Source organism: Microbulbifer maximicatervae (SeqCode), assembly GCF_052467815.1.
Window position 1 is genome coordinate 377,146 of the sequence record NZ_CP174326.1, and the last position, 12,476, is coordinate 389,621.

Annotated in this window: 12 protein-coding genes; all 12 read left to right on the plus strand. The window is 48.4% G+C overall.

Annotated elements, in window-relative coordinates; genetic code table 11:
• The first annotated feature begins 5 nt into the window (after positions 1–5).
• The 12 genes from ACJJIW_RS01665 to nuoK all read left to right on the plus strand — a co-directional run bounded on the left by ACJJIW_RS01665 (position 6) and on the right by nuoK (position 12,476).
• On the plus strand, positions 6–560 hold the full coding sequence (locus ACJJIW_RS01665; protein ID WP_444936559.1) for a hypothetical protein: 555 nt from the start codon (positions 6–8) through the stop codon (positions 558–560).
• 58 nt (positions 561–618) lie between these two features.
• Positions 619–945 (plus strand): low molecular weight protein tyrosine phosphatase family protein, encoded by a 327-nt coding sequence (locus ACJJIW_RS01670; protein WP_444936560.1) that lies wholly within the window; start codon positions 619–621, stop codon positions 943–945.
• A gap of 1,368 nt (positions 946–2,313) precedes the next feature.
• Entirely contained in the window at positions 2,314–2,727 is a 414-nt protein-coding gene (ndhC, locus tag ACJJIW_RS01675; RefSeq protein ID WP_282934024.1) for an NADH-quinone oxidoreductase subunit A, read from the plus strand.
• A gap of 18 nt (positions 2,728–2,745) precedes the next feature.
• On the plus strand, positions 2,746–3,393 hold the full coding sequence (locus ACJJIW_RS01680; RefSeq protein WP_444936561.1) for a NuoB/complex I 20 kDa subunit family protein: 648 nt from the start codon (positions 2,746–2,748) through the stop codon (positions 3,391–3,393).
• 36 nt (positions 3,394–3,429) lie between these two features.
• Complete coding sequence (nuoC, locus tag ACJJIW_RS01685) at positions 3,430–5,235, plus strand: NADH-quinone oxidoreductase subunit C/D (protein WP_444936562.1); 1,806 nt, start codon at positions 3,430–3,432, stop codon at positions 5,233–5,235.
• 145 nt (positions 5,236–5,380) lie between these two features.
• Complete coding sequence (gene nuoE / locus ACJJIW_RS01690; RefSeq protein ID WP_413664589.1) at positions 5,381–5,947, plus strand: NADH-quinone oxidoreductase subunit NuoE; 567 nt, start codon at positions 5,381–5,383, stop codon at positions 5,945–5,947.
• Complete coding sequence (gene nuoF / locus ACJJIW_RS01695; RefSeq protein WP_444936563.1) at positions 5,925–7,199, plus strand: NADH-quinone oxidoreductase subunit NuoF; 1,275 nt, start codon at positions 5,925–5,927, stop codon at positions 7,197–7,199. Before nuoE ends, nuoF begins: the two co-directional genes overlap by 23 nt.
• Positions 7,200–7,254: 55 nt before the next feature.
• Positions 7,255–10,098, plus strand: coding sequence for an NADH-quinone oxidoreductase subunit NuoG (gene nuoG / locus ACJJIW_RS01700; protein WP_444936564.1), 2,844 nt, complete (start codon positions 7,255–7,257; stop codon positions 10,096–10,098).
• A gap of 2 nt (positions 10,099–10,100) precedes the next feature.
• Positions 10,101–11,057, plus strand: a complete 957-nt coding sequence (gene nuoH / locus ACJJIW_RS01705) for an NADH-quinone oxidoreductase subunit NuoH (RefSeq protein WP_444895021.1) — start codon at positions 10,101–10,103, stop codon at positions 11,055–11,057.
• A gap of 31 nt (positions 11,058–11,088) precedes the next feature.
• On the plus strand, positions 11,089–11,607 hold the full coding sequence (gene nuoI, locus ACJJIW_RS01710; protein WP_282934031.1) for an NADH-quinone oxidoreductase subunit NuoI: 519 nt from the start codon (positions 11,089–11,091) through the stop codon (positions 11,605–11,607).
• Between the two features lie 37 nt (positions 11,608–11,644).
• Positions 11,645–12,154, plus strand: a complete 510-nt coding sequence (gene nuoJ, locus ACJJIW_RS01715; protein WP_444936565.1) for an NADH-quinone oxidoreductase subunit J — start codon at positions 11,645–11,647, stop codon at positions 12,152–12,154.
• A gap of 4 nt (positions 12,155–12,158) precedes the next feature.
• The gene (gene nuoK / locus ACJJIW_RS01720) at positions 12,159–12,476 is read left to right on the plus strand and encodes an NADH-quinone oxidoreductase subunit NuoK (RefSeq protein ID WP_444892930.1); all 318 of its coding nucleotides are present in this window, start codon (positions 12,159–12,161) and stop codon (positions 12,474–12,476) included.

Here is a 12,476-nt window from a genome sequence, read left to right on the forward strand (position 1 = left end):
TTAGAATGATCTACAAATTGTCACCTGTATCAAAAGAGGATGGTAATTTTACATGCGCTTGGTTTGATGATGATGAGTATCTATGGCACGATCCTCGCATTGGCATGCCAGGATCACTTCTGTCAGATTGGGATGTTCCCGAGCTTCGCATTTATTCGAAATCAGGGTCGACAAGTGTCTTATTTAACCCAGGCGCTTACGCTGTGTCTGAGCTAGTAAAAGAGAAGATCAATTATATTCCGGGAGTTGAATTTCTCCCGATTTATCTTCAAGGTGAAGGCGTATATTACCTACTTCATGTGACCACTTGTATCGAACTTCCTAAAGGCACTGATCATCGATTAGCAGCAGGGCCTTCAGGCAACATAAGCAATATTTATTCTTTTCCCAGAGGGTGTTCTGTACCTAGTGGTTTTTTTCGTATTTTACATCCTTCAAATTCGGCTGCTGGTAAAGCCGGATTTTATACAGCTGAAACTTACTTATCTGGTGATGAAAGTAGAGTGGTTGAAGTTGCATGCGAAGGATATTTAAAACTTGAGAGCGTGCAAAGTTCCTAACAAGTAGTGGCCCTGATAGAGCCCCCTACGCTAAGCATTATGTATCCTAGAGAATATTATGAATTTACTGTTCGTATGTAGTGAAAACAGACTTAGAAGCCCGACAGGTGAAGAGGTTTTCTCAGCCTATCAAGGCATCAATGCCATCGGTGCAGGCACAAATAGTGATGCCGAAACAGTGGTGAGTGGCGACCTAATCGAATGGGCTGACATTGTCTTTGTTATGGAAAAGTCCCACCGGAATAAAGTTTCAAAAAAATTCAAAGACCTCCTAAAAGGCAAGAAACTGATCTGTCTAGACATCCCTGACAATTACGCTCGCATGGACCCGGCATTGGTTCGTCTACTTGAAAGCAGGGTATCCAGACATGTCCGATTTCGGTAACCTCTATAAAAATAAACGGTCCACAAGACCGGCGATGGGTGCCGAGCCCTGCGGCCTACACATCGTTTCGCCCTGTTTCAGTCGCCCATATACAAAAAATTAAGTTTCCATGAAAAATAGACTGATATTTACGAAAAAGCTTGATTTTAGCAGTGATCCCGAATTTGGCATATGCATAGAGCTTTGTAGCTGGGACCAGCTTGATTACATCGAAGATGTGTTGGCTGAGCACTTCGATATTGAATATGATTTCAAAATAGATAACTCCGAGAAAAACAGATACGCACTGTTTTTTAACGAAAAAGTCGATGAATTTTTTTTGAGAAAAGCGGTATCAGAAATAAACAATTATCATATTTATTCCAACCAGTTCTACACCACGTTATAGTGTGACATTTAACAAATGTAAAGACTCTCGATACCAAAAACGCCATTTAGTTTTACCTAGAGATTTTCAGATTTATACAGATTTGAATTAAGTATGAACATTCAAAAAAAGGCTATAGAAGTTAAATAGCAATCAGGACAACCAAAATAGGATAAAGATACACCTTCTAAATTTTTACTTAAAATATATTAAATATAGTCGGAAACAAGCGATGACTACCACTATCATACGAACAATTTTCATCTTAATTTTGGTTTCCGGGATTATGTTCCTCCTTGGCTTTATAAAAATCCACAACCCCGATGTAAGCTTTGAAAGCTCAGATGGCCATTGGGGAGACTCTGAAGTTCAATTTAAGGGGCGGGATTATTCCGTAATAGAAGAAGGGTTCCGTAGGTACAAACTTCAATGTAACGCAAGCGATGTGTACCTTGTTAGAAATACTGAGAAGAATTGGATAAATGTACTTGCTTGGCCAAACTACCTCTCTCATGACAAATGGAAGCTCCCATACAGAGCCGCAAGTGGAGTGCACTATGATGGAATTGTTAGGTGCCAAACAAATCAATAACATCACATTCTAATTCCAGTACAGCGTATCCCTAAAATTCCGATCTGCTTTTAATCAGAGGAATAGTTTAATAGCAATAGGACCCTCCTTCATCTTCTGAAAACTGGCGCACATTTTCATTTATTCAGCTGTCGCAAGACATTACATAACCCTACTGAATAAAAAGTATATACATAAGAATTAAACGTTCCTTCGCACCACTGGCGCTATCTCCCGCAACGATTTATAAATCAGACAAGCGAATAGGATTACCGACAACTAAAAAATTTCTCAGAAAAGCAATAATCGTTTTTCAAATTATCTCTTCTTGCGTGAGAGCACCCTCAAAATCAGCATTCTTGATTTGCCCTTTTACTGCAAGACCAGTGATTGATACGGGCTTCGCCCGCAGAAACATGGGAGAGCGAAGTTGAATTACCCGGATCAGTTCACTCCTCAGATTTGGCCATTGATTGTCTATTGCCTGGCCGTATTTGCCCTAATTACCTTAATGCTCAGCCTTTCCTATTTTCTCGGTCAGAAACGCAGGGACCCAGCTACCGATGAGCCCTATGAGTCGGGTATTGTTTCCCAGGGCAATGCGCGCCTGCGCCTATCTGTCGCCTATTACCTTGTTGCCATCTTGTTTATCGTCTTCGACCTGGAGGCGATTTACCTGTTTAGCTGGTCCATCGCATTTTATGAAACTGGCCTGCTCGGGTTTATCGAGGCCACCGTATTTATCGTGATACTGCTGGTGGGGCTTATTTATCTGTGGCGCCTGGGTGCACTTGACTGGGGTGGATACCAGAAGAGTTTGGAGAAACGCCAAAAACCCCGATAACAACAATGAGAATTCATAATGCGCTGGAAGCTGAGCAAAGCCGACGACCTGATTGCTACTGAACGCGGCAATCCTTCTGAAGAATTAATCACTCAAGATTTAGAAAAAAATATTCTCCTTACCAAACTCGAAGAGCTGGTTTCCTGGGGCCGTTCAAATTCCCTATGGCCATTTAACTTCGGGTTGTCCTGTTGTTATGTAGAAATGGCCACCGCCTTCACCAGCCGCCACGACATCTCCCGCTTTGGCGCTGAGGTCATCCGTGCAACCCCGCGACAAGCGGATTTGATTGTAATTTCAGGGACGGTTTTCCTGAAAATGGCACCAGTGGTACAGCGACTCTACGAGCAAATGATCGAGCCCCGTTGGGTCATCTCCATGGGTTCCTGCGCAAATTCCGGCGGTATGTACGATATCTACAGTGTGGTTCAGGGGGTCGATAAGTTTCTCCCGGTCGATGTTTATGTGCCCGGCTGTCCACCGCGCCCAGAGGCCCTACTGCAGGGATTAACCTTGCTGCAAAAGTCGGTGGCTGCGGAGAGACGAGCCTTCAGCTGGGTTGTGGATGATCAAGGAACTCACAAGGTTCCAAAGCCCAGTCAGCGTGATCTCCATAGGGAGGAACGTATGAAAGCTGACATGCTACGCGCGCCCGACAGTGTTTAGGCCTCATGGAATAAGAAAAAAACAACGGAATAGCCAATGACTGGCGTAATTGCGAAAACTGTCCACACAGCAACTCCCTACAGGAAAGCAGCAGAGGCATTTATTCGGGACCTCGACACCGGATATAAGCTTCACTCGTTCTGGTGGCAGCCACACTGTGATGATATGCCCACACTGTGGATCGAGAAACATGCCTTGATCCCTCTTTTGCTCTTTCTCAAGCGGGATATCGCCCAGCCATTTGAAATGCTGTATGACCTGAGTGCTATCGACGAACGGCTGCGGGTCAACCGTGGGGAGGGAACCGAAAAACAGCCTTCCAGCGATTTCACCCTGGTATATCAACTACTTTCATTTACCCGCAATTTATTTATCCGTATCAAGGTGGCTCTTCCCGAGAGTGATCTTAGTGCACCGACTATTACTACCGTTTGGGAGAATGCCAACTGGTATGAACGGGAAGCGTGGGATCTATTCGGTATCGACTTTCCCGGTCATCCCCATTTACAGAGAATCATGATGCCGCTGACCTGGAAGGGGCATCCACTGCGCAAGGATCACCACGCCCGGGCTACCGAAGTCGACCCATTTAGTCTATCAGAAGAGAAGGAGCGCAAGGAACAAGACGCCCTGCTGTTCCGGCCGGAAGACTGGGGCATGGCCAGGAGTAATGAAGACTCAGAGTTTATGTTCCTCAACCTGGGCCCGAATCACCCCAGTGTGCACGGGGTATTCCGTGTAGCCCTTCAGCTGGATGGTGAACAGATTATCGATGCAGTGCCAGATATCGGTTACCACCATCGCGGTGCAGAGAAGATGGCCGAGCGCCAGGCCTGGCATACCTATGTGCCCTACACCGACCGTATCGATTACCTCGGCGGTGTCATGAATAACCTGCCCTATGTAATGGCACTAGAGCAACTCGCCGGCATTAAGGTCCCTGAACGCGCACAGATGATACGGGTGATGATGTGCGAGTTCTTCCGCATATCCAGCCACCTGGTATTTTTTGGCACCTTTGCCCAGGACGTGGGGCAGATGTCTCCCGTGTTCTATATGTTTATCGATAGGGAAAAACTGTTTGGCATTGTCGAGGCCATTACCGGCGGCAGGATGCACCCGGCATGGTTCCGTATCGGCGGTGTAGCGCAGGACTTACCCCAAGGTTGGGACAAGATGGTGCGGGACTTTCTCGACTATATGCCCGCACGCTTAGCTGATTACGACGGCATGGTAATTAAAAACAAACTCCTGCAACGCCGCACCCGTGGCATTGGTGTCTACGATACGGCGGAGGCGTTTGAGTGGGGGGTTACCGGGCCAGGGCTTCGCGCCACGGGCCTGGATTGGGATCTGCGTAAAAAGCGCCCTTACAGCGGCTATGATCAGTTCGAGTTCGAGATTCCCAGCTACGATGGTGGGGACTGTTTCGACCGCTGCCGGGTCCGGGTGGATGAGATATGGCAGAGCCTGCGGATTATCCGCCAGTGCCTGGAAAATATGCCGGCAGGCCCTTATAAGTCGGACCACCCTTTGACTACCCCTCCGCGAAAGGGGCGCACCATGGAGGATATCGAGACTTTAATTCAGCACTTTGTGAATAACAGCTGGGGACCGGTAATGCCGGCCGGCGAAGTGTGTTATCCCATTGAGGCCACCAAAGGTATCAACAGCTACCAGATCGTTAGTGATGGGGGGACCACCTCATACAGGACCCGAATTCGCACCCCTTCATTCCCACACCTGCAAATGATTCCGTTGATGTCCAACGGACTGTTGATTGCTGACCTTATTGCCATTATTGCCAGCATCGACTTCGTCATGGCGGATGTGGACAGATAACAATAAAGAACTACGGCAGGCACAGGGCCGTACAGCAGCGGAGTAGAAAAGTGCACGGAAATACACCCAGCGTTTCAGCCATCGCAAACACAGATGGCGGCAGCGCCTCAACGAAACCTCCGCAAGTTCTATCTCGGAGGCGACTATGTCCAGCTTATTAGAACCGGAATTGATTGAAGTAATGGAGCAAGGCAATAGCAATTCAGCAGACAACCAGGCGACCTTAACAGTACAAGAAAAAGAGGAAATTGATCAGGAAGCCACCCACTACCACGAAAAAACTTCAGTGGGGCTCGAGGCGTTGCGGATTGTACAGAAACATCGCGGCTGGATTTCCGATGAGAGCCTCCAGGCAATTTCCAATTATCTGGATATTCCCGTTGCAGAACTTGAGAGTGTCGCCACCTACTTCCAGTTGATTTTCCGCCAACCAGTAGGCAAGGAAGTGATCTACCTGTGCAAAAGCTCCAGCTGCTGGATTATGGGTTGCGATAATTTGCAGAAAAAAATATCTGAGCGCTTAAATATCCAGCCTGGAGAGACCTCCGAAGATGGCATTTTCACCCTGCTGGAAACGCCTTGCCTGGGAGATTGTGACAAAGCCCCGGTCCTTATGCTCGGCGAGGAGATGCATCGCCATTTGGATGAAAAAGGTATTGATGAATTAATCGATAAGAAGAAAAAATACCATGCTGACAAATCCACTGACTAAGAATATTTCCAGTGAAAATATTGCCGCCACTATTGAGCAATATGTGGAAAACGACGGCTACCAGGGCTGGCGCAAAGCCATCACCATGGTACCGGACGATATTATCAACGAAGTAAAAGATGCAGGCCTGCGCGGACGCGGTGGAGCGGGGTTTAACACTGGGCTGAAGTGGAGTTTTGTACCTAGGGGTGAAGATTCGCCCAAGCAGAAGTACGTTGTCTGTAACGCCGATGAAATGGAACCCGGCGCCTTCAAAGACCGATTGCTAATGGAGCGAGACCCTCACCTCCTTCTTGAGGGAATGGCTATAGCCGCCTATGCCATTGGCGCCTCTCACGCCTATATTTTTATTCGTGGTGAATACCACCTGGCTGCAAACCGTCTCGAACAGGCAATCGATGAAGCCAAGCAGCAGGGCATGATTGGCGAAAATATTTTCGACAGTGGCTTTAATCTGGAGGTCTGCCTGCACCGTAGCGCCGGTAACTATATCTGTGGTGAAGAAACCGCACTGCTAAACGCCCTTGAAGGCAAGCGGGCCATTCCCCGTGCCAAGCCCCCCTTTCCACAGGTCAGCGGGCTTTGGGGCAAACCCACCGTCGTTAACAATGTAGAGACCTTGTGCAACCTTCCCCATTTAATTAGCCACGGCGTGGAGTGGTACAAAAACCTTAACCGGGGTGACGATGCGGGAAGCAAAATATTTGGTGTTAGCGGCAAGGTTAATAATCCAGGGGCTTGGGAACTCCCAATGGGGACGCCCATTCGCGAAATTATTGAACAACATGCCGGTGGCATGAAAGATGGCCTGCAACTGAAGGGCATTCTTCCCGGTGGAGGATCGACCGACTTCCTCGGCCCGGACCACCTCGATCTTCCCATGGATTACGACGTTATCGGCAAGGCCGGCAGCCGTATGGGGACCGGCACGATCACCGTGCTCGACGATAAAACCTGCCCCGTAGGCCTGGTGCTGAACTTGACCCAGTTCTTCGCTCGGGAATCCTGTGGCTGGTGTACCCCCTGCCGGGACGGCTTGCCCTGGGCCGTCAAAATTCTGGAGAGAATAGAGTCTGGCCAGGGGACTAAAGAAGACTTGGAACTCCTCAGGGAACAGTGCGAGCGTATTGCCCCCGGCAATACCTTTTGCGCCCTGGCTCCCGGCGCTGCAGAGCCTATACAAAGCGCGTTAAAACTCTTTGAGCAGGATTTTATCGACCATATTGAAGGCGGTTGTTGCCCCTATCAATAAATTAGTGCGACAACCCTGCCCCTGAAAGCATTAATAAAAAGAAAATGGATTTCAAATGCCAACCATCACAATAGACGGTAATAAATACCAGGTTGATGGAGATCAAAACCTGCTCACTGCCTGCCTGTCCCTGGGTTTGAATGTCCCCTATTTTTGCTGGCACCCCGCCATGGGTTCTGTTGGCGCCTGCCGCCAATGTGCGGTTATCGAGCATAAGGACAGCGAAGATCAACGAGGCCGGTTGATTATGAGCTGTATGACGCCGATAAAAGACGGCGGTATTTACAGTGTCAGTTCAGAAGCTGCGAAAGATTTTCGCGGTTCTGTGATAGAAGACTTGATGACCAACCACCCTCACGATTGCCCGGTTTGTGAGGAGGGCGGCGAGTGCCACTTACAGGATATGACTGAAATGTCCGGTCATACCATACGCCGCTATCAGGGTACCAAGCGCACCCACCGAAACCAGTATCTCGGCCCCTTTATCAATCACGAAATGAATCGCTGTATTACCTGCTACAGGTGTGTCAGGTTCTATCACGACTATGCCGGCGGCGAGGATTTACAAGCACTGGGTCGCAATCACCAGGTCTTTTTTGGCCGCAATACCGAGGGCATGCTGGAAAATGGTTTTAGTGGGAACCTTGTCGAAGTGTGCCCCACCGGAGTATTTACCGATAAGTCTTTCAGCCAGCACTTTGTCCGAAAATGGGATTTACAGACAGCTGCCTCAGTCTGTGAACACTGTGCCGTGGGTTGCAACACCGCACCTGGAGCGAGGGAATCCGGCAACAACCAAGACCCGATGTTGCGCCGTGTGGTCAACTTATATCACCACGATATCAACGGCTATTTTCTCTGTGACCGGGGGCGCTTTGGATACGAATATGTCAACAGTAAGAGCCGGATAACCCAGGTACTTTCTGCGCGCAAAGATGATGTGATCAGCTCTACAGCAGAAACTGATGAACGTCTGCACAAAGAGGTTTCCCCCAAGGACGCGGTGTTCTCACTTTCAGAAAAACTCGCATCAGCTCAGAGAGGTGAGCACCGCTTAATCGGCATTGGCTCACCCAGGGCATCATTGGAAAATAACTTCGCCCTATTAAAATTTGTAGGGCGGGATAACTTCTTCTCTGGCCTCAACCAGCGGGATATGCAGCTACTACACCTTGTAGACAGAATTCAGAGCGATGCCAATATCCACAGCCCGACCATCCCTGAGATAGAAAATTCAGATGTTGTATTGATACTTGGGGAAGATATCTACAACACAGCCCCCAGGGTTGCCCTGGCAGTTCGCCAAGCAGCACGGAGCCGCCAAAAAGAACAAGCTGAATCACTAAGAATACCCTTGTGGCAGGATGCTTCCGTTCGACAATTAGAGGGTGAACCCAGCCCGATTATTTTTATCGGCACCGAACTCAATCAGATCTCAGATATTACCTGTAAAGCGATCTATACCCTGCCGGAACAGGCTGCCCAAATCGGCCAGGCAATTGCCAATAATATTCTCGAGGTTAAAAGCAACAAAACTTCACTGAGTGCAGAGAATCTGGAGGAAGCTGAAAGAATCTCAGCAATATTAACTGCGGCTAAGAACCCAGTGATCATCTCTGGAACCAGCAGCAAAAATATCCACCTTACCCACAGCGCAGCCAAAATCGCCAGTGCACTGGCAGAAAAAAATGGCAAACCTACTTCTCTATACTTGTGTTGTGAAGAGGCTAATAGCTTGGGAGTTATTCAACTGTTTGAGCCCGAAACCGGTTCCCTTGAGCATCTGATCACTGAACTCAAGAATGACAAAACCAATATCGATAAAACCCTAGTGATTCTGGAGAATGACCTCTCCTTAAGAATCGCGAGTGAAGAGTTAAACAGTCTGTTTGCCAGCGTCGACCATATTATTCTGCTGGACACCCTGCTCAATGAAACCGCCAAACATGCCGACTTAATCTTTCCTGTATCCGCAACGGCCGAATCCCAAGGGACATTTGTTAACAATACTGGTTTGGCACAGCGATTTTATGCGGTCTATGAAGGCACTGGGTATATCCAGGAGAGCTGGCGCTGGCTGGTAGATGCCGCTGGTTTTTGCACAGAACACTCCGAGAGTATCGACACTATTATCAATTGGAATCACTGCCCGGATATCACCGATTCCCTAGCGGAAAGTGTTTCTTCACTCAAGGTCATCAAAGATTTAGGGCCGGATGAAAACTTCCGGATTGACGGGCTCAAGGTTGCTCGACAGACCGCTCGCTACAGTGGGCGCACGGCTATTCACGCAGAGCAACATGTCTCAGAGGAGCCCCCACACCAAGACCCCGATGCTCCTATGAGCTTTAGCATGGAAGGTGTGCACAATCCAAACCGATCACCGCTGCAAGCCAATATCTGGTCTCCCGGATGGAACTCCAACCAATCGATTTTCAAGTTTCAGCAGGAAGTGGGTGGCGAACGCCGTGGTGGTGCCTCGGGTAAATACATCCAGCGGCGAGAGCAAGCACTATCGGAATGGTCCTTGCCCACAGCCTCCGATGGCGATACAGATAGCGATAACCACAGTCTAGCGACACTGCCGATTTACCGAATGTTTGGTTCGGAAGAGCTCAGTAACCGCGCAATGGCCATCGCTACAGTGATCGATAAGCCATTCTTTACTTTAAATCGCGGTGATGCCGAAAGTGCCAACCTCAACCAGGGAGACACAGTGGCATTAGACACCAATAGCGGTGTTTTCCGCGGCAGTGTGGTTATCTCCGATAGCCAACCTTCCGGCAGCCTGGGTGTGCCCTATGGTCTTCCTGGGCTTGAAACTCTTGCCCCCGTATTACCGGGTGGCGCCAATCTGTTGCCAGTGGAAGAAAGCTCCGCAATCGGGCAAGAGGACTAATTATGAGCACAAATATCTGGATCATATTGCTCAATATTTTCGGCGTATTGATAGTTACCGTGCTGCTAGCAGCCATTTTAACTTGGGGCGAGCGCCGCCTATTGGGCTTTTGGCAAGATCGCCCGGGCCCTAACCGGGTCGGAAAATTTGGCACCCTGCAAGTTATGGCAGATATGATCAAGCTGTTCTTTAAGGAAGATTTCACCCCGAAATTTGCAGATATTCCCGTATTTGTACTGGCACCCACCGTAGTTATGGCAACCATGTTGATTGCCTTTGCCGTAGTGCCCATATCGCCCAATATTGGGGTCACCGACCTGAATATCGGATTACTGTTTGTGCTGGCCATGAGTTCTATTGCGGTCTACAGCGTAATCCTTGGGGGATATGCATCAAACAATAAATATGCTCTGCTCGGTGGGCTAAGGGCCGCCGCTCAAACCGTGTCTTATGAAGTATTTATGGGTTTGAGCCTGATGGGCGTTGTTATGCTCTCAGGCAGTTTCAATCTGCGCGAGATTGTTAATGCCCAGGCAGATGGTTGGTTTATCATCCCTCAATTCCTGGGTTTTATTGTTTTCTTTATTGCCGGTATTGCCGAGAGCCGCAGAACTCCATTTGATCTTCCGGAAGCTGAACATGAACTGACAGCGGGATTCCATACCGAATACTCCGGTATGAAGTTCGGCATGTTCTTTGTGGGTGAATATCTGGCAGTGATTCTAATTTCAGCGCTAATCACCACCCTGTTTCTCGGTGGATGGCACGGCCCCCTACTGCCCCCATTTATCTGGTTTTGCCTGAAGACTGCCATTCTGGTTGGTGTGTTTATTCTTTTAAGAGCGGCGATTCCACGCCCCCGTTACGACCAATTAATGAAATTTGGCTGGAAGGTCATGCTACCTCTGGCCCTGATCAACCTACTGGCTACCGCAGCGGTACTTTTGTGGACAGCCTAGAAAATTAAAATAAGCGTGCGAGGCCAAAGAAATGATTTCAAGCCAAATTCGCAGCATGTGGTTGGTATTTAAACACCTGTTCCGGAAGAACGTTACCGTACAATACCCCGACCAAAAGCCCTACTTGGCACCCAGATATCGCGGCAGGATAGTACTCACCCGAGATCCCAACGGTGACGAGCGCTGCGTTGCCTGTAATCTCTGCGCCGTTGCCTGCCCTCCTGATTGTATTTCACTGCAAAAAACAGAGGATCCAGACGGCCGCTGGCGCCCCGAATATTTTCGTATCAATTTTTCCCGCTGCATTATGTGTGGGCTTTGTGAAGATGCCTGCCCAACCTATGCCATTCAGCTAACACCTGACTTTGAGATGTGCGAGTACGATCGGCAAAACATGGTGTACGAAAAGGAAGATCTTCTAATTAGTGGTCCCGGTAAGTATCACGATTACAGTTTTTATCAAATTGCAGGAAAGGCCATCTCAGGAAAGGACAAGGGCGAAGCTCAAAATGAGGCCGAGCCCATTAATGTAAAAAGCCTAAATCTCTGATTTCAATAAGGCTAATAACTAAAAAGAGGTTTTCCCAGTGAATTACATTTTCTACTTAACCGCTGCGGTTGCCATTGTCTCAACCGCCATGGTTATCTTTCACAAGAACGCGGTCCACGCGCTACTATATCTTGTCACTTCACTTTTATCGGTTGCCGTTATTTTCTATCAATATGGCGCTCCCCTGGCAGCAGCTTTGGAAGTTATTATTTATGCCGGCGCCATCATGGTATTGATTATTTTTGTCATCATGATGCTCAATCAGGGAGACGCTTCAGTTGCACAGGAGCAAGCCTGGTTGCAACCCCACACCTGGATTGGCCCAGCCCTTCTATCAGCCATTTTGTTAATCCAGTTACTTCTGCTGGTTAGTAGCGGGCAAATTCCTTCAGAGCAAACCTATCACTATATTGGGCCCAAACAGGTCGGTATCGCACTTTTTAGCCATTACGTTCTCGCTGTCGAACTCGCTTCAATGCTGCTTTTGGCAGGGCTTGTTGGAGCTTTTCACCTCGCCCGACACAGAAAAACAGTTAAACCGGAGTGAAGCTATGCCTATCGAATCTGCACCTGGTTTGGAGGCTGGCGTGCTGTTGGCCTCCATTCTGTTTTGCTTGGGGTTAGCCGGATTACTCATCCGAAGAAATATTATTTTTATGCTGATGTGTATTGAAATTTGCACCAATGCCGCAGCATTAATGTTTGTTGTCGCCGGCGCTCATTGGGGCAATGCTGATGGGCAGGTGATGTTTGTTTTTGTTGTCACCCTGGCCGCTGCCGAAGTAGCCATTGCACTGGCGCTGGTCTTGCAATTTTATTATCGCAAACACACGGTCGATATTGACCAGCTCAATGGATTGAGGGGTTAA